The organism is Bacillus sp. 22446 (assembly GCF_052044955.1).
Taxonomy (GTDB): domain Bacteria; phylum Bacillota; class Bacilli; order Bacillales; family Bacillaceae; genus Bacillus; species Bacillus altitudinis.
On record NZ_JBQEOD010000004.1, the window covers coordinates 231,274 to 250,984 of the forward strand.

At 39.8% G+C, this 19,711-nt stretch carries 20 protein-coding genes and 1 other annotated feature; of the genes, 17 read left to right on the top strand and 3 right to left on the bottom strand.

The features are described 5' to 3' along the window. Positions 1-39 precede the first annotated feature (39 nt). Positions 40-1,005, top strand: coding sequence for a BMP family ABC transporter substrate-binding protein (locus ACTJJD_RS10955; protein WP_017360174.1), 966 nt, complete (start codon positions 40-42; stop codon positions 1,003-1,005). 11 nt (positions 1,006-1,016) lie between these two features. After that, a complete protein-coding gene (locus tag ACTJJD_RS10960; RefSeq protein WP_008348507.1) occupies positions 1,017-1,214 on the top strand; it encodes a ComZ family protein in 198 nt (65 codons plus the stop codon). Between the two features lie 11 nt (positions 1,215-1,225). Here ACTJJD_RS10960 and ACTJJD_RS10965 read toward each other — a convergent pair whose 3' ends face one another. After that, a complete protein-coding gene (locus ACTJJD_RS10965) occupies positions 1,226-1,459 on the bottom strand; it encodes a hypothetical protein (protein ID WP_008348506.1) in 234 nt (77 codons plus the stop codon). Positions 1,460-1,628: 169 nt separating this feature from the next. Here ACTJJD_RS10965 and ACTJJD_RS10970 point away from each other — a divergent pair, with 169 nt between their 5' ends. From ACTJJD_RS10970 to ACTJJD_RS11010, 9 genes are all read left to right on the top strand, one after another. Then, a complete protein-coding gene (locus ACTJJD_RS10970) occupies positions 1,629-2,567 on the top strand; it encodes a beta-ketoacyl-ACP synthase III (RefSeq protein WP_024720058.1) in 939 nt (312 codons plus the stop codon). Between the two features lie 21 nt (positions 2,568-2,588). Continuing rightward, a complete protein-coding gene (gene fabF / locus ACTJJD_RS10975) occupies positions 2,589-3,830 on the top strand; it encodes a beta-ketoacyl-ACP synthase II (RefSeq protein WP_008348501.1) in 1,242 nt (413 codons plus the stop codon). Between the two features lie 77 nt (positions 3,831-3,907). Continuing rightward, entirely contained in the window at positions 3,908-4,702 is a 795-nt protein-coding gene (locus ACTJJD_RS10980) for a DUF2268 domain-containing protein (protein WP_056407963.1), read from the top strand. Positions 4,703-4,872: 170 nt separating this feature from the next. Then, the gene (locus ACTJJD_RS10985) at positions 4,873-5,853 is read left to right on the top strand and encodes an ABC transporter ATP-binding protein (RefSeq protein ID WP_047945538.1); all 981 of its coding nucleotides are present in this window, start codon (positions 4,873-4,875) and stop codon (positions 5,851-5,853) included. A 23-nt stretch (positions 5,854-5,876) separates the two neighbouring features. Further along, positions 5,877-6,872, top strand: a complete 996-nt coding sequence (locus ACTJJD_RS10990; protein ID WP_144667031.1) for an ABC transporter ATP-binding protein — start codon at positions 5,877-5,879, stop codon at positions 6,870-6,872. 85 nt (positions 6,873-6,957) lie between these two features. Next, positions 6,958-8,592 (top strand): peptide-binding protein, encoded by a 1,635-nt coding sequence (locus ACTJJD_RS10995; protein ID WP_041093116.1) that lies wholly within the window; start codon positions 6,958-6,960, stop codon positions 8,590-8,592. A 77-nt stretch (positions 8,593-8,669) separates the two neighbouring features. Further along, on the top strand, positions 8,670-9,620 hold the full coding sequence (locus tag ACTJJD_RS11000; protein WP_008348492.1) for an ABC transporter permease: 951 nt from the start codon (positions 8,670-8,672) through the stop codon (positions 9,618-9,620). 33 nt (positions 9,621-9,653) lie between these two features. Further along, entirely contained in the window at positions 9,654-10,553 is a 900-nt protein-coding gene (gene opp4C / locus ACTJJD_RS11005) for an oligopeptide ABC transporter permease (RefSeq protein WP_008348491.1), read from the top strand. 165 nt (positions 10,554-10,718) lie between these two features. Continuing rightward, complete coding sequence (locus tag ACTJJD_RS11010) at positions 10,719-11,471, top strand: YjbA family protein (RefSeq protein WP_017367012.1); 753 nt, start codon at positions 10,719-10,721, stop codon at positions 11,469-11,471. A 35-nt stretch (positions 11,472-11,506) separates the two neighbouring features. Here ACTJJD_RS11010 and trpS read toward each other — a convergent pair whose 3' ends face one another. After that, positions 11,507-12,502 carry a tryptophan--tRNA ligase gene (trpS, locus tag ACTJJD_RS11015; RefSeq protein ID WP_008348488.1) on the bottom strand — a complete coding sequence of 332 codons (996 nt, stop codon included), beginning with the start codon at positions 12,500-12,502 and terminating at the stop codon, positions 11,507-11,509. 53 nt (positions 12,503-12,555) lie between these two features. After that, positions 12,556-12,775 (bottom strand) — a binding site (T-box leader). Between the two features lie 44 nt (positions 12,776-12,819). Continuing rightward, positions 12,820-13,083 carry a DUF3899 domain-containing protein gene (locus tag ACTJJD_RS11020; RefSeq protein ID WP_223255625.1) on the bottom strand — a complete coding sequence of 88 codons (264 nt, stop codon included), beginning with the start codon at positions 13,081-13,083 and terminating at the stop codon, positions 12,820-12,822. Between the two features lie 449 nt (positions 13,084-13,532). On the opposite strand from ACTJJD_RS11020, the gene ACTJJD_RS11025 reads away from it, so the two are divergent. From ACTJJD_RS11025 to ACTJJD_RS11050, 6 genes are all read left to right on the top strand, one after another. Then, on the top strand, positions 13,533-15,191 hold the full coding sequence (locus tag ACTJJD_RS11025; protein ID WP_035392439.1) for a peptide ABC transporter substrate-binding protein: 1,659 nt from the start codon (positions 13,533-13,535) through the stop codon (positions 15,189-15,191). Between the two features lie 109 nt (positions 15,192-15,300). Then, entirely contained in the window at positions 15,301-16,230 is a 930-nt protein-coding gene (opp3b, locus tag ACTJJD_RS11030; protein WP_035392438.1) for an oligopeptide ABC transporter permease, read from the top strand. Beyond that, positions 16,230-17,258 carry an oligopeptide ABC transporter permease gene (gene opp3C, locus ACTJJD_RS11035; protein WP_035392435.1) on the top strand — a complete coding sequence of 343 codons (1,029 nt, stop codon included), beginning with the start codon at positions 16,230-16,232 and terminating at the stop codon, positions 17,256-17,258. The genes opp3b and opp3C overlap by 1 nt, the downstream gene beginning before the upstream one ends. 18 nt (positions 17,259-17,276) lie before the next feature. Further along, positions 17,277-18,338 (top strand): ABC transporter ATP-binding protein, encoded by a 1,062-nt coding sequence (locus tag ACTJJD_RS11040; RefSeq protein WP_035392433.1) that lies wholly within the window; start codon positions 17,277-17,279, stop codon positions 18,336-18,338. Continuing rightward, positions 18,307-19,257, top strand: coding sequence for an ABC transporter ATP-binding protein (locus ACTJJD_RS11045; protein ID WP_373467165.1), 951 nt, complete (start codon positions 18,307-18,309; stop codon positions 19,255-19,257). The genes ACTJJD_RS11040 and ACTJJD_RS11045 overlap by 32 nt, the downstream gene beginning before the upstream one ends. 106 nt (positions 19,258-19,363) lie before the next feature. After that, positions 19,364-19,651 (top strand): hypothetical protein, encoded by a 288-nt coding sequence (locus tag ACTJJD_RS11050; protein WP_251185931.1) that lies wholly within the window; start codon positions 19,364-19,366, stop codon positions 19,649-19,651. The last annotated feature ends 60 nt before the right edge of the window (positions 19,652-19,711 follow it).

The following is a 19,711-nucleotide window of genomic DNA, read 5'->3' on the forward strand; positions in this document are numbered from 1 at the left end:
GGTTCATGCCTGCGTGTTGCAAAGGGAGTTGAACATGGCATGAAGTACCAGCGGCTTGTCATGATCTTTTCGTTCCTTCTTCTTATGCTATCTGCCTGCTCGCAGGCGCCGTTAAAAGGACATATTGAGAAGGTGGGTTTACTCGTCCCCGATACGATTAATGATCAAGTTTGGGGAACGAAAGGTTATAAAGGCTTATTAAATATCCAATCAACATTTGGTGTAGATGTTTATTATAAGGAAGGGATGGTCGACAAGGAGAAAATCGTTGATGCCATTGAAGAATTTCATAAAAAAGGAGTCAATTTAATTATTGGCCATGGCAATGAATACAGCGAAATTTTCAACTTGATCAGTGAAGATTATCCGAAAACACAATTTATCACGGTCAATGGAGGCAAGCCTCAAGCTGATAATGTCACAAACGTCACGTTTAAAGGAGAAGCAATGGGCTTTTTCGGAGGCATGACAGCAGCACATATGTCCAAAACAAAAAAGATTGGTATTCTGGCTACATATGATTGGCAAAGTGAAGTAGACGGTTTTATCAAAGGTGCAAAATATCAGGACGAACATGTGCAAGTCCTAGCGGAATTTGTCGAAAACTGGGATGATGCTGACAAAGCGGTGAACCTCTATCAAAAATTGAAAAAACAAGGTGTAGATGTTGTGTATCCAGCAGGTGATGGTTATAATATCCCTGTCATTGAACAAATCAAAACCGACAATTTATCTGCGATCGGATATGTCACTGATCAATCCAACCTTGGAAGCCATACGGTGTTAACTAGCACTGTACAGCATGTCGATAAAGCGTACAGTATCATTGCGAAGAAGTTTAATGAAGGCAAGCTAAACGAACAAGGTGAGTACTCCTTTGACTTTAAAGAAGGAGTGATCGAAATGGGGAAATTTAGCTCAACCATAGACCGCGCTTTTGTGAAAGACATTGAGAAGGATATTGCGAATTACAAAAAAACAGGCAAATTGCCAAATGAAAAGTGAGGACGTTGAACATGCAACACGAAAAATCGATGGAGTTTTTACAAATTGCGATGAAGTATTTTCCACAAGCAAAAGAAGAATTAGATAAAGCAGGGATTCAGCTTGATCCACAAGCACTTCAGCCGCTTCTCTCTTTGTTTACATCTGTCATGCAAGAGGCATATGAGCTTGGAAAAGCAGATGCAGCATCAGAAAAAGCCACAGAATAGTGGCTTTTTTTTTATGATAATTTTTTCTTGAAGGCACTAATCATAGGGCCGACATCTTTAAACACAGGCTTCAGCTCATCGATGGAGTTCATAATGTTTCCAATTTGATTCATGACATGCATGTAGTCAATGGAGTCATCACTTGAAGAAGTCTCTGCACGCTCCTCCTTTTTTTCTGTCTTGCTTTTCTCCTTTTCAAGTGGCTGACCAAACATCATTGCTGAGAAAATATCCTTTTGCGCCATATCACATGTTCCTTTCTACTATTGGTATATCATTAATCTATGAAAAAAGTGAGAGGAAAGGTTAGACGTTTGTATTGCCAAGGAGAAAAAAATAAGGTAAAATTAGTACCAGATACTAATATAAGATCACAATATCACATGCTCGTATGAGTAAAAGGAGTCTTATTCAATGAATGCTGGAATTATTGGCCTTGGCCGCTATATACCTGAAAAAGTATTAACAAATCGTGATTTAGAAAAAATGGTTGAAACTTCTGACGAGTGGATTCGTACTAGAACAGGTATAGAAGAAAGAAGAATTGCATCTGATGATGTCAATACATCTCATATGGCGCTTGCTGCTGCAAAAAAAGCATTAGCTGACGCAGATGTGGCTGCAGAAGATATTGATATGATTCTTGTAGCGACAGTTACGCCAGATCAAGCATTTCCGACAGTCGCTTGTATGATTCAAGAGCAGCTCGGTGCACATAAAGCATGTGCAATGGATATTAGCGCTGCCTGCGCTGGCTTTATGTATGGGCTTGTTACTGGAAAACAATTTATCGAATCTGGCACTTACAAACATGTGCTTGTCGTTGGTGTAGAAAAGCTTTCTCGCATTACCGACTGGGATGACCGCAACACAGCTGTTTTGTTTGGAGATGGAGCAGGTGCTGCTGTACTAGGAACAGTCAGCGAAGGCAAGGGAATTCTATCATTTGAGCTTGGAGCCGATGGAAGAGGCGGGAAGCACTTGTACTTAGATGAAAAAGATCATACAATCATGAATGGAAGAGAAGTATTTAAATTTGCTGTGAGACAAATGGGCGAGTCAAGTGTAAACGTGATTGAAAAAGCTGGACTATCAAAAGAAGACGTAGACTTCTTGATTCCGCATCAAGCAAACATTCGCATTATGGAAGCGGCACGCGAACGCTTAGAGCTGCCAGTTGAAAAAATGTCGAAAACAGTCCATAAATATGGAAACACATCAGCAGCATCCATTCCAATTTCACTATGTGAAGAAATCGAAGCCGGAAAAATTCATGACGGCGATGTGATTGTAATGGTTGGTTTTGGTGGCGGATTAACGTGGGGCGCAATCGCTATGCGATGGGGCCGATAAAAGAGTGGGGTGCACAAATTAATGGATAAGAAACGAGTAGTTGTTACAGGATTAGGTGCTTTGACACCTCTTGGCAACGATGTAGAGACAACATGGAAAAATGCTGTAGCAGGTGTATCAGGTGTTGGCCCGATCACACGTGTTGATTCAAGTGAATATACAGCAAAAGTAGCAGCAGAACTAAAAGATTTTAACATCGAAGATTACATGGAGAAAAAAGAAGCGAGAAAGATGGCACGCTTCACACAATATGCAGTCGTTGCTGCTCAAAAGGCTTTAGAAGATTCACGCCTCGAAATTACAGATGAAAACGCACCTCGTGTTGGGGTATGGGTTGGATCTGGTATTGGCGGACTTGAAACATTCGAAGAGCAATTCGAAGTGTATTCAAATAAAGGAGCAAGACGCGTAAGCCCGTTCTTCGTTCCAATGATGATTCCAGATATGGCGACAGGTCAAATTTCGATTGCACTTGGCGCAAAAGGGGTTAACTCTTGTACAGTGACAGCATGTGCGACAGGAACAAACTCCATTGGTGATGCCTTTAAAGTCATTCAGCGCGGAGATGCAGATGCGATGATTACAGGTGGAACAGAAGCACCATTAACGAAAATGTCGTTTGCTGGTTTCTGTGCAAACAAAGCCCTTTCGACAAATCCTGATCCAGATACAGCAAGTCGTCCATTTGATAAAAACCGTGACGGATTTGTTATGGGTGAGGGAGCGGGAATTGTTGTTCTTGAAGAATTAGAGCATGCGTTAAAACGTGGTGCGACCATTTATGCAGAAATCGTTGGCTACGGTTCAACTGGAGATGCATACCATATCACAGCACCTGCTCCAAACGGAGAAGGCGGCGTACGTGCAATGAAAGAAGCAATTCGTGATGCAGGTTTAACAGTGGAAGAAATTGATTATATCAATGCCCACGGAACAAGCACACCGTATAATGATAAGTTTGAAACAATGGCGATTAAAGAAGTGTTCGGAGAGCATGCGAATCAGCTTGCGATCAGTTCGACAAAATCAATGACAGGTCATTTACTTGGCGCAGCAGGCGGAGTAGAAGCGATTTTCTCTGTGCTGGCGATTAAAGACAGTGTCATTCCGCCAACGATTAACCTTGAAACACCAGATGAAGAATGTGATCTTGATTATGTAGCAAATGAAGCACGTTCAAAAGAAGTACAAGTTGCTTTGAGCAACTCACTTGGTTTTGGCGGGCACAATGCGACAATTATCTTCAAAAAATACGAAGCGTAATATGTCTTAAGAAGGCGGTGATCTATAAACAGATCGCCGCCTTTTTGCATATGATGAAAATGGAGGTGTTCAGCGGTATGGGTCTGATCAATACACAATATCTCATCCAACAATCATCATCATTTCAGGAGCTGGCGGCACGTTTTGTCCCTTATTTTAAAGGAGCGGAGAAAAAAGAAGGATCATCTATTCTCGCCCATTTACAACATCACGGAATGGTGCGATCATGGAACGCCTGCCAGGAAATGATCGACAAGCTCAAAGAAAAAGGGTATTTCAAGCTTGTGATGAAAGAATACAAAGCGCTGCAAAAAAAGTGGGGAGGTCCTGATGTCCCCGTCTTTATTTTGCCTGTTAATGAGAGCAGCAAAGAGATCAGAGAACAATTTTACTTTCAATCCGGCATGGCATTTGATGACAAAATCTTTCTTTTTTTATCCCCGCATACACCGAAGGAACGAATCGGTACGTTGCTGACGCATGAATATCATCATGTATGCAGGTTGCATTTTCTCACGAAAGAAGAAAAAGATTTTACATTCCTTGATACAATCATGATGGAGGGGCTCGCTGAATATGCTGTGTATCATAGATATGGAGAAAGCTATACAGCAAAGTGGACGACTTTATATGACGAATCGCAGCTGCAGCGCATGTACAAGAAATGGGTATCGAGTCACCTTTATCAGAAAGTGCAGGACGACGAAAGGCTGATACAGAATCTCCTTTATGGAAAAGGGAACTACCCCAAAATGCTTGGCTATGCCACTGGATTTTATATCGTGAAAAAGTATTTCGATGAGCACCGAATCAGCGAGGAGTCTATGATTGCGGAGCCAGCGGAAACGTTTTTAAAGGCGATAGAATCATAAAGGAAATCATTCACAAAAAAAGTGACATGTTACAATTTTACTAAATACTTCTTGATTTCGTCATGCTGATGTAATAATATACAAATATAAATTTTGATAATTCTTTTTATTCTAAAAAGACGGAATTTTTAGATTCGGTTTATTTGATCTACGGAGAAAGGGGCGAATGCATGAGCACACTGCTTGAAGTGCAAAACTTAAAAACCTATTTTTTTCGAAAAAAGGAACCAATACCTGCTGTTGATGGCGTTGATTTTAGTATCAAAAAAGGGGAAACAGTCGCATTAGTCGGTGAGTCTGGGTCTGGTAAAAGTATTACGTCTTTATCCATCATGGGTCTGATTAATGGGACTGGTGGGAAGATTATGGATGGTTCCATTAAGCTTGATGGAAAAGACCTTGTTACATATAGTGAAAAGGAATTGTGCAATATTCGCGGTAATGATGTATCCATGATCTTTCAGGAACCCATGACCTCACTTAATCCCGTCTTAACCATCGGGGAACAAATAACAGAAATCCTCATTTACCACAAAAAACTTTCAAAAAAAGAAGCGACCAAAAAAGCGATTGATTTGCTAAAGCTTGTAGGCTTTTCAAGGCCAGAACAAATCATCAAAGATTACCCGCACCGTTTATCCGGCGGTATGCGTCAACGAGTCATGATCGCCATTGCGCTAAGCTGTGATCCGAAGCTCCTCATTGCGGATGAGCCGACTACTGCTCTCGATGTGACCATACAAGCCCAGGTGCTGACCTTAATGAAAGATTTATGTTCGACCTTTGGTACATCTATACTTCTCATTACGCATGATTTAGGTGTTGTGTCGGAAGTAGCAGACCGCGTCATTGTCATGTACTGCGGACAGGTTGTTGAAAATGGAACCGTTGAAGAGTTGTTTGATGAGCCGCTTCACCCATACACAGAAGGACTGCTTGAATCCATTCCAGTCATTGACGGAGACATTCAGCCATTAACGGCGATAAAAGGAAATGTCCCTGCGCCAGATCAGCTTCCGGCAGGATGCCGTTTTGCGCCTAGATGCCCGAAAGTAATGGAACGCTGCATAGGTGAATTGCCCAAACTGACAACCTTTGAAAATGGTAGAAGCGTCAGGTGTTTCTTATATGAGGAGGCAAGCCAAACATGACACTTGCTGAAAATCAACCATACATGACAGATCGATCTGAGAAAGAAACCATCTTGGAATTAAAAAATATACGAAAACACTTTCCGATTAAAGCTGGGGTGCTGCAAAAGAAAGTAGGAGCAGTCAAAGCGGTTGACGGCATCGACTTAAACATTTATAAAGGCGAAACGTTAGGCATCGTTGGAGAGTCTGGATGCGGTAAATCCACATTAGGACGGACGATGATTCGTTTATATGAACCAACAGAAGGACAAATTCTATTTAAAGGGCAAGATATCTCTCATGTATCTGAATCAAAACTAAGACAATCAACAAGGAAAAACATCCAAATGGTTTTTCAAGATCCCTTTGCATCACTCAACCCTAGAAAAACACTTCGAAGTATCATCAAAGAACCCTACAAAACACATCACTTATATTCCTTAAAAGAAAGAAATGAAAAAGTAGAACAGCTTTTATCCAAAGTCGGCCTTCACCCAAGTTTTGCGAATCGATACCCGCACGAATTCTCCGGCGGACAAAGGCAGCGGATCGGTATCGCTCGTGCACTTGCCATGAATCCTGAAATGATCATAGCAGATGAGCCTGTTTCAGCGCTTGACGTCTCCATTCAGGCACAGGTCATCAATTTGATGGAAGAGCTTCAAGAAGAGTTTGACCTCACCTATCTCTTTATCTCTCACGATCTCAGTGTGGTCCGCCACATTAGTGATCGAGTGGGCGTCATGTATCTTGGGAAAATGATGGAACTGGCAGATAAGCATAGCCTGTACGATGATCCGCTTCATCCGTATACACAGGCGCTTTTATCTTCCGTTCCAGTCACCCGTAAAAAAGGTCAGGTGAAAAGGGAACGGATTATGCTGCAAGGGGATTTACCAAGCCCTGCAAATCCACCAAAAGGCTGTGTGTTTCATACAAGATGCCCGCAAGCGAAAGAAGTCTGTAAAGAAAAAGTACCACAATTTCAAGAATTAAAAACGAACCACTTTGTGGCCTGCCACCTCTACGACACTTGATCACGCTTGTATGATCTCATCTTTGAGAGGGGGGATAAAACGGGCTTCTGTCATCATTTTTTAAAAAAGATAGGGGGAATTGTCTATGAAAGATAAAAAGAGAAAGTCCATTTTGGTCAGTTTGCTGCTGATCTTTACATTGATCCTTGCTGCTTGTTCTGGTGGAAATAAAACGTCTGGAGACAGTGAAAAGAAATCCACAGGTAAACCTGTACAAGGCGGCGATCTTGTCATTGGTTCGATTGCAGAGCCTACATTATTTAACTCACTTTACTCAACAGACGTGGCAAGTTCTGATATTGAAGAAAGAATCTATAGCTTTTTACTGCAAACAGATGGAAAGCTAAACCCACAGCTGGCGTTGGCAGAAGATATTAAAGAATCCGATGACGGCAAACAGTTTGATGTGACCATTAGAAAAGGCGTGAAGTTTCATGATGGAGAAGAACTGACTGCTGATGATGTTGTGTTTACATACAGCATTCCGATCAATAAGGATTATAATGGTGAGCGTGGATCAGGCTTTGAAGTATTAGAGTCTGTCAAAAAAACAGGGGACTATTCGGTCGAATTTAAGCTGAATAAAAAAGATCCATATTTTTATAATGTCACGCTAGGAAGCTATGGGATTTTACCAAAGCATATTTTAGGTGATGTCCCTATAAAGGATCTTGGCGAAAATGAATTTAACCGGAAAAATCCAATCGGCTCCGGTCCATTTAAATTTGCCGAGTGGAAAGAAGGAGACTATGTCAAACTTGAAGCATTTGATGACTATTGGGATGGACGGCCATACCTTGATACAGTCACCATTAAAACGATTCCTGATCAAAATGCAGCCATGGCTCAGCTATCCGCAGGTGATATTGATTTCTTTGCAGTGCCTGGAGCAGAACTGCAAACAGCTGAAAAAGTTAGTAACATCAAAATTGAATCTGATCTAGGGCTAAATTATTCATATATTGGCTGGAATCAGAAAAACGAACTGTTCAAAAGTAAAAAAGTCCGTCAAGCTCTTACCCATGCCATTGATCGTCAAACGATTGTCGATCAAGTGTTAAATGGAGACGGGAAAGTAGCCAACATCCCAGAAAGCCCGCTGTCATGGAACTACCCTAAAAATGAAAATGTCCCAGTATTTGAATTTGATCAAGAAAAAGCGAAAAAGATGCTGAAAGAAGAAGGCTGGGAGGATACAGACGGAGATGGTTATCTTGATAAGGACGGCAAGAAGTTCTCCTTCGTCTTGAAGACGAACCAAGGAAACAAAGTCCGTGAAGATATTGCTGTCGTTGTCCAGCAGCAGCTCAAAGAAATTGGCATTGAAGCAAAACCGCAAATTGTAGAATTTAGTGCATTAATCGAACAAACAACCCCGCCAAAATGGGATTATGATGCGTTATTACTCGGCTGGAGCTTAGCGACATTCCCTGATCAATACAGCATTTTCCATTCAAGTCAGTCTGAAAAAGGCTTAAATAACATTTGGTATAAAAATGAAGAAGTCGATAAACTGCTAGTTGATGCCAAAAACTTGAGTGATCGAAAAGAGTATTCAAAGGCGTATGAAAAAATTTATGAGCTGATTGCAGAAGACCAGCCGTATACGTTCCTTTATTATGCCAACTCACATCGCGCGATGCCATCTAATCTACAAGGCTACTCTTACCACCCGAAAGATGAATATTACAAAATCGAAAAATGGTGGATTGAACAGTAGTCTGCTAGTGAAGAAGGGGAGGGGTCTCCCCTTTTTTCATCATAGTATGGCCATCCGATGAAAAAGGAGTTGTGCATATGGTTACATATATCATTAGAAGGACACTTCTTTCCATCCCAATTTTGTTTGGTATTACGATTTTGTCCTTTGCGATTATGAAAGCAGCACCAGGCGATCCGATGTCACTCATGATGGACCCGACCATTAGTGCCGCAGACCGGGAAGCCTTTATTGATAAGTACGGCTTGAACGATCCTGAATATGTGCAATATATGAAATGGCTCGGCAATATGCTTCAAGGTGACTTTGGCACATCCATTGTAAAAAAAGGAACGCCCGTGTCGGATTTGATTTTTGCCCGGCTGCCAAATACCCTCATCCTCATGATCTTTTCTACATTAGTTGCCCTGATCATTGCCATCCCATTTGGTGTTCTTTCAGCAAAACGTCCGTATACAAAACTTGACTATGGTATTACGGTTACATCATTTATCGGACTGGCTATTCCGAATTTCTGGTTTGGTTTGATCCTGATTATGGTGTTATCAGTGAATTTAGGATGGTTTCCGACCGGGGGTGTCTCTACCTTAAATGCAGATTTTAATCTATTTGACCGGCTTCATCATATTATTTTACCGGCCTTTGTTTTAGCAACGGCTGATATGGCCGGCCTTACACGTTATACAAGGTCAAGTATGCTCGATGTGATGCGGCAGGATTACATTCGCACGGCGCGAGCGAAAGGTTTTAGAGAGAACAAAGTCATCTTCAAACATGGATTGAGAAACGGTCTGATGCCTGTTATTACGATCTTTGGACTCATGATTCCATCCTTTATTGGCGGCGCAGTCGTGGTGGAACAAATCTTCACATGGCCAGGGCTTGGGAAACTGTTTATCGATTCTGCTTTTTCAAGAGATTATCCCGTCATTATGGCGATGACTGTTATCTCTGCTGTGCTCGTGGTCGTTGGAAACTTAATAGCGGATATTCTCTATGCGATCGTTGATCCGCGTATTGAATATTAGAAGGGAGCTGAAGCACAATTGGCACAACCTAATATGGGAACACCTCCAGTTGATCTCAAATTAAAAGAAGGCCTTCCGCCAAAACCAGAGACGATGCTTCGTTTATTTTGCGAGAAATTTTTCAAAAATAAATTGGCGGTTGCCGGCTCCGCTATTTTATTGGTCATTATCTTTTCCGCTATTTTCGCACCGGTGATCGCACCTTACGCACCGGAACAGCAAGACTTGTTGAAACGGCTACAGCCTCCAAGTGCAGAGCATTTTATGGGAACCGACAAGTTTGGTCGAGATATTTTTTCAAGGGTGCTATACGGAGCGAGGGTGTCTCTATTGGTTGGCTTTGTCTCAGTAGTCGGAGCCATCACCATTGGTACCGTCATTGGGGCGGTAGCGGGATACTTTAAAGGCTTTGTTGATTCTGTGCTCATGAGAATGGTGGATGTCGTATTGTCTATTCCAGATATTTTTCTCTTGATCACGCTAGTGACAATTTTTAAACCGGGTATTGATAAATTGATTTTAATCTTTGCGCTGACTGGCTGGACAACAACCGCCAGGCTGATCCGCAGTGAATTCTTGTCACTTCGCACCAGAGAATTCGTACTCGCAGCAAGAACGATCGGAACGAAAAACCATGTCATCATCTTTTCGCATATTTTACCGAACTGTATCGGCCCTATCATTGTGTCTGCTACATTGAAAGTCGGTTCTGTTATTCTAGCTGAGTCGACACTTAGCTATCTAGGGTTCGGCATCCAGCCTCCAACGGCGAGCTGGGGAAACATGCTTCAAGATGCACAAAATTTCTCCATAATGGTGCAAGCATGGTGGTATCCACTGTTCCCAGGTTTACTGATTCTACTTACCGTTTTATGCTTTAACTTCTTAGGTGATGGACTGAGAGATGCTCTTGATCCTAAAAAGCTAAAATAAGGTTCTGCTTATAGAAGATCGTGAAAGGACTCTGCGAGACGTTCTCCTTTTCCCAGGAAATAAAGCCGTCCTTCCGTCAGGGCGAAGTTTTAATAAAGTTGGAATAATTTCTCTATCCCTTGCCCATACTGTGGACAACAGTTTTTAAAAAGTGAGGGATTGGTTATGTTATTTCTTCATGACGTATGGGTGAATTGGTTTGAAGGGGAAGAGAATGGCTATAATGTGTGCCATTTTCATGAGTGGCGCAAGGAGGACAGCGTGGAGCTGTTAGATCAAGTACCTTTACTCAAGGTGCAGAGTCCTTTGTTTGATTACATAGAGAATGATCTATCAGAGCTGCCAAAGACGCTGCTAGAGACTGTATTTGAGAAATCATATATTCGAAAAAATCATGAACGCCGTAAATTAGAGTATTGCTTTGTGGTCACGGACGGGATTAGAATCATCGCTGTGGATACGATTGGTTATTCCATCCCTGTGAGAAAGAGCCGATTGATTCCAAGACAGGAGCAATTGGTGTATGAAATGGTGAAAGATGTGAAGGCAGAGGAGTATGAATTCACGACGGACAGTCTTGAATCGACGAAAGAATATCACATCCTATCATTACCACCGCAGCATATCAGCGGATTAACGAGAAAAGAAAGACAGCTGAAGCAGCTGATGTTTATGGCGCTAGATCAACTAAAGGGGCTTCAAAACCGAGCAGAAATTGCCTATTGGTATACAGAATGGAATCCGCGCATGTACAACCAGATCAAACGAATGTCTTTCGAGGAAATTTGGAACATGCTTTATAACGAAACCATTGATGGATGGTCAGAAAACCATTTAGCCTTTTGTGAAAAAATGATTAAAGGACAGCCATTTTTTGAAAAACTTTGGGAAATGGAAAACGAATCAAAAGTGAATTAGAAAAAGCTTGCAGCTGAATATGCTGCAAGCTTGTTTTATTTGCGTTTCCGGCCAAGACCCATTGCATTCTCCATTTTTTTCAGCATTTTGTTTGCCGCACGGTTTGCCTTTTCAGCACCCTCATCTAAAATGCGATCAAGCTCATCTGACTCAATGAGTTCATAATAGCGATCTTGAATTGGTTTTAACGCATCCACGACCACGTTCGCAAGATCTCCCTTAAATTCACCATAACCTTTGCCTTCGTATTTTTGTTCAAGCTCTGCAATCGATACGTTCCCTAATACAGAATAAATCGTCAGCAAGTTGGCAATTCCAGGTTTGTTTTCTTTGTCATATTTGACGATGCCTTCTGAATCAGTCACAGCACTTTTGATTTTCTTTTCAAGCTGTTTTGGCTCATCTAATAAGGTAATGAAAGATTTTTGGTTCGGATCAGATTTGCTCATCTTTTTCGTTGGGTCTGTTAAAGACATAATCCGAGCGCCTTCTTTTGGAATTTTGACTTCAGGTACAGTAAAGATGTCGTTATACTTTCGGTTAAAGCGTTCAGCAAGCGTTCTCGTTAATTCAAGATGCTGCTTTTGATCTTCTCCTACAGGAACTAAGTCCGTACCGTATAACAAAATATCGCCAGCCATTAATGGCGGATACGTTAATAGTCCTGAAACGACTGCTTCCTTACCAGCAGATTTGTCCTTAAATTGAGTCATTCTTTCTAATTCCCCAATATAAGCGACACATTGCAGCATCCATCCTGCCTGGGCGTGGGCAGGTACCTCTGATTGGATAAACAATGTTGCCTTCTCTGGATCAAGTCCCACTGCCAAATAAAGAGCGGCTAAGCTTCTAATATTTTGTCGAAGGGCTAAACGATCCTGACTCACCGTAATGGCATGCTGATCGACCACACAAAAGTAGCCGTTGTAATCATGCTGAAGATCGACAAATTGCTTCATCGCTCCAATGTAGTTCCCCAATGTCACAGAACCGCTAGGCTGAATGCCTGAGAAAATCGTCTTTTTTGTCATACTAAAACCTCTTTTCTTCAATATAAAAAGGCCCACCCATCACTTTTCAACAGAAAAGGGACGAATGAACCGTGGTACCACCCTTGTTATTTCAAATCAGAAATCACTCAAGACGTTGATATCGGAGACTGCTCCGTCTAAGCCTACTCACTCTATCAAGTGTTCGGTTAGCTGCTCCAAAGCCCATTCCATACATGCCATTATCTGCTTGCACCAACCGCAGACTCTCTGTAAATGGTGAATATATGTACTCTTCTTTTTCATCGCAAAAATGTAATTTCATTCATTATAAATAAGCAAAAATCAAAAGTCAAAACCTACATATAATAAATCAAGAGCAATATTAACATTTCAATGAGTAAACTCAAACCTAATGTTCTTAAGGTTGAAAAGTTACTTTGAAAAGATGATGATAAATGTTTGTTTAAACTGTCATCAACATGGTCCTTTTGCTTATTTAAAGAATCAAACACCTTTCGGAAGCTGTAAGATATTTGATCAAAAAATCCACTTTTTAAAGTGATGAACGATAACCACACTAGCAAAGTGCCAGAAGCTAAATAAAATGTGATGTTAATCATGCTTAAGAAAGATATGTGTCCATAAAAGAGAAAACTTAAAATGAAAACAAGGACATTAGAACTAAGTAAAAGAATAAAAAATCTAATAACAATCACTCCTGCGCATTAAAACTTTACTGTACTAAAATAGCAATAAAAACATTTAATTCAAGACTTTCACTATATAAGAAAAACGAAACAAGGAACGAAGCTGTTGTTTTAATCAATTTCTTGATATCAGTTTACAATGAATCATGAATATTGCCAATTGTATAGACAGGATTACCTCTGATTAGGTATTTAAGATCACAAAATCTCAGAAAAATAACCAAATTATTTCAATTTTTTAATAAAAATATTAAAAAACAGTGGAAATATGAAAATTTTCTTAAAAAAATGAATGCACAATTACTTATTTGCTAGTATAATAGTTCCTGTAGTTCATTTATGAAGGGGAGGTCAACAACTAGATGAAAAAGTCTAAATTTTCACTGCTTTTAGTTTTTTTATTGGTGCTGACTATTTTTGTATCTGCATGTTCAGGTAAACAAAGTAGCGACAAGGGCACTGCATCCAAAGATTCAAAACAAGAGGCTACAATTTTAGAATCACAGGAAATGCCTGCAATGGATACAATCCAAGCGAGTGATACAATCAGTTTTACGACTATGAATAACGTGTTTGAAGGTTTGTATCGTTTCAACGATAAAGAAGAATTAGTGCCTGGTATGGCTGATGGGGAACCAGTTGCTAACAAAGATAAAACAGTTTACAACATCAAAATTAAAGATGCAAAATGGTCTAATGGTGACCCAGTTAAAGCTCAAGACTTCGTATATGCATGGCAACGTGCTTTAGATCCAGAACAAAAGTCTGAGTATGGCCCATATATGATGGTTGGTAAAATTAAGAATGCTGATAAGGTTTACAACAAAAAAGCAAAGCCTGAGGAACTAGGAATTAAAGCTGTAAGTGATAAAGAACTGCAAATTACACTTGAAAAACCAATTCCTTACTTCCAATCTCTGCTTTCATTCCCAACATTCTATCCAGTGAATGAAAAATTCGTTAAAGAACAAGGTGACAAATATGCGAAGACTGCAAAGAACCTTGTATACAACGGACCATTTGAACTTTCTTCTTGGGATGGCCCACAAGCAACTACTTGGGAATACAAAAAGAATGAAGAATATTGGGACAAAAAGAACGTCTCTATGACAAAACTTACTTTTAAAGTATCTAAAGATCCACAAGCAGCTGTTAACGCATTTGAAGCGGGAGAAGCTGATATTACACCTAAATTATCAACACCTGCCATCATCTCTCAATACGAAGGTGATAAGCGGATGAAAAGATTACTAGAACCTACTGTGTTCTGGTTGAAAATGAACCAAGGAAATAAATCTTTAAAGAATGAAAACGTTCGTCGTGCAATTGCAACGGCAATTGATAAAGAAGCGTTTGTAAATGATGTGTTGCAGAATGGTTCAGTTGCTGCATACTATCAAATTCCAAAAGATTTCGTACATGATGAAAGCGGAAAAGACTTCCGTGATGGAATGCCTAAATACTTAGAAACTAATAAAGATGAAGCGAAAAAGCTTTTTGAAAAAGGGTTAAAAGAATTAGGAACGTCTAAAGTAACGCTTAATTACTTAGGTGATGATTCTGAGACAGCTAAAACAATCGGTGCTTTCATTAAAGATCAGCTCGAGAAAACTTTACCTGGCTTAGATATCAATATTCAAAGTGTTCCTTTCGCTACTCGTATTGATCGTGATAAGAAAGAAGATTACGATCTTCAGATGGCTGGATGGGGTCCAGATTACCTTGATCCGATCACGTTCTCTGACTTGTTCATCACAGGTGGCGGAAACAACCACATGGGTTACTCAGATAAAAAATATGATCAGTTGTTAAAAGATGCATCTGGCAAATTAGCTGCAAAACCTGAAGAACGCTGGAAAGCTTTACAAGAAGCTGAAAAAGTATTATTACAAGATGACGCAGCACTTTCACCAATTTATCAGAGAGCAACTAACTATCTGATTAATAACAAAGTAAAAGGATTTGTCATTCACAAAGTTGGACCTGAATTCAGCTACAAATGGATGAAAATTGAAGGATAATTAACAATCTTATAGAAAAGAGAGTGTATTCTCTGAATATACTCTCTTTTTCACTGAGAGAAATATGTCGAAATATACAGAAAAGTCAGTTTTATCAGGAGGTGCAAGTATGCTGAAATACTTAATTAGACGGGTTGCCTACATGGTTGTTACCCTCTTCATCATTGTTTCAATCACTTTTTTCTTAATGAAACTTATTCCGGGTTCTCCTTTTGTTAATGCGCAAAAGTTGTCAGAAGCTCAACAAGCTGTACTTAATGCAAAATATGGACTAGATCAGCCAATTCCTGTTCAATATTTTCATTACATGATTAATACATTCACTGGGGATTTAGGTGTTTCATTCCAATTCAACAATACCTCCGTAACAGAACTTCTTTCATATCGAGTAGGACCATCTGCTGTCCTAGGCCTTCAAGCGATTATTTTAGGAACGATTGTTGGTATCTTTTTGGGAGTAGTTGGAGCTTTAAGACAGAACACATGGGTGGATTACTCTGCTACTTTCTTGGCAGTTATCGGTAAATCAATTCCGAGTTTTGTATTCGCTGGATTACTTCAGTACTATATTGCGGTGAAATTGGGGTTATTACCAACTCAATTTTGGAATGGGTTTGAATATACAATTTTACCTACTATAGCGTTAGCAATGTTCCCTATCTCCATTTGTGCTCGTTTTATGAGAACAGAAATGGTTGAAGTACTTGAGACAGATTACATTTTACTTGCAAAAGCAAAAGGAGCAGGCTATTTTGAGATCGCATTTAAACATGCAATGAGAAATGCTTTAATACCTGTTGTCACAGTACTTGGTCCATTGACTGTTAGTTTAATGACGGGATCACTAGTAATAGAAAAAATCTTCTCAATTCCTGGAATTGGTGAGCAGTTTGTTAAAGCCATTACAGTAAATGACTACCCAGTCATCATGGGTACAACTATCTTATTTGCCGTTCTTTTTGTAGTGGTTGTATTTATTGTCGATATTCTATATGGAATTATCGATCCTAGAATTCGTGTAGCGGGAGGTAACAAATAATGAAACAGCAAGAAGAAAATATTGATAAAAGTCTGTTTGAACCCGCTGGTGTTGATACATTATCTGCTGAAAAAATTGAAAAGCCAAGTCTAAATTATTGGCAAGATGCATGGCTTAGAATTAAAAAGAATAAAGCCGCTGTTGTTAGTATGGTGATTTTATTTTTAATTGTATTCATGGCGCTCGTTGGACCATTAATTAGTGGCAAAGACTTTAGTACTCAAACAACGTCTGAAGCGAACTTACCGCCGCGAATCCAAGGATTAGAGCATGTTAGTTTCTTACCTTTTACTGGTGAAAGAACATTAAAAAATGGTGATGTGGTCAATCCATATGAACAAAAAGGGATTGAACATTACTACTGGTTCGGTACCGATAATCTTGGGAGAGATCTATTTACACGTGTGTGGAAAGGAACTCAAATCTCACTGCTTATTGCTGTTGTTGCAGCTGTGATCGATTTAATTATTGGTGTTGCCTACGGCGCTATTTCTGGTTATTTCGGTGGGAAAATTGATAATGCGATGCAGCGTATTTTGGAAGTTCTAATGGGGATTCCAAACTTAATCGTTGTCATATTAATGATTCTCGTCTTAAAACCAGGGATTATTCCAATTATTATTGCACTAAGTATTACCGGGTGGATCAGTATGGCTAGGGTCGTGCGTGCTCAAGTCATGAAGCTGAAAGAACAGGAATATGTACTAGCCGCTAGAACTTTGGGATTAAGTAACTTTAAAATTATCTTTAAGCACATGTTGCCAAACTTAACAGGTGTGATGATTATTAATACAATGTTCACTATTCCTAGTGCGATCTTCTTTGAAGCTTTCTTAAGCTTTATTGGATTAGGTCTGCAAGAGCCGCAAGCTTCACTAGGGACATTAATTGAAGATGGGTTTAAATCAATGATCGCTTTCCCATATCAGATGGTTTATCCAGCAATTATCATTAGTGTTATCATGATCGTCTTTAACCTTGTTGCCGACGGTGTGAGAGATGCACTTGATCCAAAAATGAAAGATTAGTACGGGGCGGTGATGTTGATGAATAAACAAGAAACGATTTTAAAAGTAAATGACTTAAATATTTCATTCCACACATTTGCTGGCGAAGTTAAGGCAATTCGAGGTGTGAATTTTGAATTGAAAAAAGGTGAGACGCTTGCCATTGTTGGAGAATCAGGCTCTGGTAAATCGGTAACTTCTAAATCAATCATGGGTCTGCTTCCTAAATCTAACTCCGAAGTGAAAAAAGGAGAGATTTTGTTTCAAGGTAAAAACCTAACAAAACTTTCTGACAAACAGATGCAGAAAATAAGAGGGAAAGATATTGCCATGGTCTTTCAAGATCCAATGACATCTTTGAATCCGACTATGACAATTGGTAAGCAAATTATAGAACCCATCTTAAAACATCAAAATGCAAGTAAAGAAGAAGCTAAAAAAAGAGCACTTGAGCTTTTGAGTCTTGTAGGTATTCCGAAACCGGAACAGAGGTTCAAGCAATACCCTCATCAATTTTCTGGTGGGATGCGACAAAGGGTTGTCGTTGCAATAGCTCTTGCTTGTAATCCGAAAATTTTAATTGCAGATGAGCCAACTACTGCTTTAGATGTAACCATTCAAGCTCAAATCTTAGAACTGATGAAAGATCTTCAAAAGAAGATTGAAACATCTATCATCTTTATCACACATGATTTAGGGGTCGTTGCGAATGTAGCAGATCGTGTAGCGGTTATGTATGGTGGTCAAATTGTTGAAATTGGCACCGTAGATGAGATCTTCTATAACCCAAAACATCCATATACTTGGGGATTACTGAGCTCTATGCCAAGTCTTGATGCAAAAGAGGAGAAATTGTTTGCCATTCCAGGCACGCCGCCTGATTTGTTGAATCCTCCAAAAGGAGACCCATTTGCGGCTAGAAATCAATTTGCAATGAAAATTGATTTTGAACAGCAGCCGCCTTTATATCAAGTATCAGAAACTCATTTTGCTGCTACATGGCTTTTACATCCTAACGCGCCAAAAGTAGAACCTCCTGAATCAATTAAGCAAAGAATGCGACAATTTAATGCGCAAAAAGGGGGGGATCACATTGAGTGAAAAAGATGTTATTTTACAAGTGAAAAATCTTAAGCAATATTTTAATGTGGGTAAACCTAATGAAGTAAAAGCTGTTGATGATGTCAGCTTTGACATTTATAGAGGTGAAACATTGGGCCTTGTAGGTGAATCTGGTTGCGGGAAATCCACTACTGGTAGAACCATCATTCGTCTATACAATGCAACAGGTGGCGAAGTTATTTTTAACGGGCAGAATGTGCATGATAAAAAATCAACAACAGATCTTAAACAATTTAACCGAAAAATGCAAATGATCTTTCAGGATCCATATGCCTCCCTCAATCCACGAATGAAAGTTGTGGATATTATTGCAGAGGGTATCGATATTCATGGTCTTGCAAAATCAGCACAAGCACGTAAAGAGCGTGTATATCAATTGCTTGAAACGGTTGGTTTGAATAAAGAGCATGCGAATAGATACCCGCATGAATTTTCAGGCGGTCAAAGGCAGCGTATTGGGATTGCTCGTGCGTTAGCTGTTGAGCCGGATTTCATCATTGCCGATGAGCCAATCTCTGCACTAGATGTGTCGATCCAAGCGCAGGTCGTCAACTTAATGAAAGAGCTGCAAGAAGAAAAGGGCTTAACGTATTTATTCATTGCCCATGACCTTTCCATGGTGAAATATATCAGCGATCGTATCGGCGTGATGTATTTTGGGAAATTGGTTGAGCTGGCACCAGCGAATGAATTATATGAAAACCCGCTTCATCCATATACAAAATCATTACTATCTGCGATTCCGCTTCCAGATCCTGATTATGAGCGTAACCGCAAACGGATTAAATACGATCCATCTGTTCATAAAGGAACAAATACGGAATTTCGTGAAGTGAAGCCAGGTCACTTTGTCAGCTGTACTGAGGAAGAATTCAAAGAGATCAAAGCAAAACAATAAGAACAGAGAAGAAGCACTGCGATATCAGTGCTTCTTTTTTTTATTTTACAAAAAAACAAGTTGATGGTAATTTTTATGTAAAATGAGTAAACCAGGAGGAAATCAAATGTTGTTATGGAAGACGTTTCGCTATTCATGTCTTCACCTTTTTATCGTCACGATGCTTTTTTCAATATCTTTTTTAATGGAACCAAATGGAGGAAAGTGGATGATCGCATTTTTAGTGCTCATTTGCATCATTTCGTTTTCAGTTGAATTTGCTCTGTATCGGCGCATGAATAAACAGAAGGAAGAAGTCCGGCGTATGAAGTACCTTTATTTCATCATGTTTCAGATCGCCATGACACTTCTTTTGTTTGCTTGCTTTCAAATGCTCATGAATCGTTCGATATAAAACTTTTTTGCTTTCTCTTGAAAAAAAGTGAAACCACTAATGGCATTGATGCGTCTTACT

Excerpts from the sequence above, each read along its gene's own strand:
- ACTJJD_RS10955 (WP_017360174.1), top strand. The coding sequence starts at position 40 with ATGAAGTACCAGCGGCTTGTCATGATCTTTTCGTTCCTTCTTCTTATG.
- ACTJJD_RS10960 (WP_008348507.1), top strand. The coding sequence starts at position 1,017 with ATGCAACACGAAAAATCGATGGAGTTTTTACAAATTGCGATGAAGTAT.
- ACTJJD_RS10965 (WP_008348506.1), bottom strand. The coding sequence starts at position 1,459 with ATGGCGCAAAAGGATATTTTCTCAGCAATGATGTTTGGTCAGCCACTT.
- ACTJJD_RS10970 (WP_024720058.1), top strand. The coding sequence starts at position 1,629 with ATGAATGCTGGAATTATTGGCCTTGGCCGCTATATACCTGAAAAAGTA.
- fabF (WP_008348501.1), top strand. The coding sequence starts at position 2,589 with ATGGATAAGAAACGAGTAGTTGTTACAGGATTAGGTGCTTTGACACCT.
- ACTJJD_RS10980 (WP_056407963.1), top strand. The coding sequence starts at position 3,908 with ATGGGTCTGATCAATACACAATATCTCATCCAACAATCATCATCATTT.
- ACTJJD_RS10985 (WP_047945538.1), top strand. The coding sequence starts at position 4,873 with ATGAGCACACTGCTTGAAGTGCAAAACTTAAAAACCTATTTTTTTCGA.
- ACTJJD_RS10990 (WP_144667031.1), top strand. The coding sequence starts at position 5,877 with ATGACAGATCGATCTGAGAAAGAAACCATCTTGGAATTAAAAAATATA.
- ACTJJD_RS10995 (WP_041093116.1), top strand. The coding sequence starts at position 6,958 with ATGAAAGATAAAAAGAGAAAGTCCATTTTGGTCAGTTTGCTGCTGATC.
- ACTJJD_RS11000 (WP_008348492.1), top strand. The coding sequence starts at position 8,670 with ATGGTTACATATATCATTAGAAGGACACTTCTTTCCATCCCAATTTTG.
- opp4C (WP_008348491.1), top strand. The coding sequence starts at position 9,654 with ATGGGAACACCTCCAGTTGATCTCAAATTAAAAGAAGGCCTTCCGCCA.
- ACTJJD_RS11010 (WP_017367012.1), top strand. The coding sequence starts at position 10,719 with ATGTTATTTCTTCATGACGTATGGGTGAATTGGTTTGAAGGGGAAGAG.
- trpS (WP_008348488.1), bottom strand. The coding sequence starts at position 12,502 with ATGACAAAAAAGACGATTTTCTCAGGCATTCAGCCTAGCGGTTCTGTG.
- ACTJJD_RS11020 (WP_223255625.1), bottom strand. The coding sequence starts at position 13,083 with ATGATTAACATCACATTTTATTTAGCTTCTGGCACTTTGCTAGTGTGG.
- ACTJJD_RS11025 (WP_035392439.1), top strand. The coding sequence starts at position 13,533 with ATGAAAAAGTCTAAATTTTCACTGCTTTTAGTTTTTTTATTGGTGCTG.
- opp3b (WP_035392438.1), top strand. The coding sequence starts at position 15,301 with ATGCTGAAATACTTAATTAGACGGGTTGCCTACATGGTTGTTACCCTC.
- opp3C (WP_035392435.1), top strand. The coding sequence starts at position 16,230 with ATGAAACAGCAAGAAGAAAATATTGATAAAAGTCTGTTTGAACCCGCT.
- ACTJJD_RS11040 (WP_035392433.1), top strand. The coding sequence starts at position 17,277 with ATGAATAAACAAGAAACGATTTTAAAAGTAAATGACTTAAATATTTCA.
- ACTJJD_RS11045 (WP_373467165.1), top strand. The coding sequence starts at position 18,307 with ATGCGCAAAAAGGGGGGGATCACATTGAGTGAAAAAGATGTTATTTTA.
- ACTJJD_RS11050 (WP_251185931.1), top strand. The coding sequence starts at position 19,364 with ATGTTGTTATGGAAGACGTTTCGCTATTCATGTCTTCACCTTTTTATC.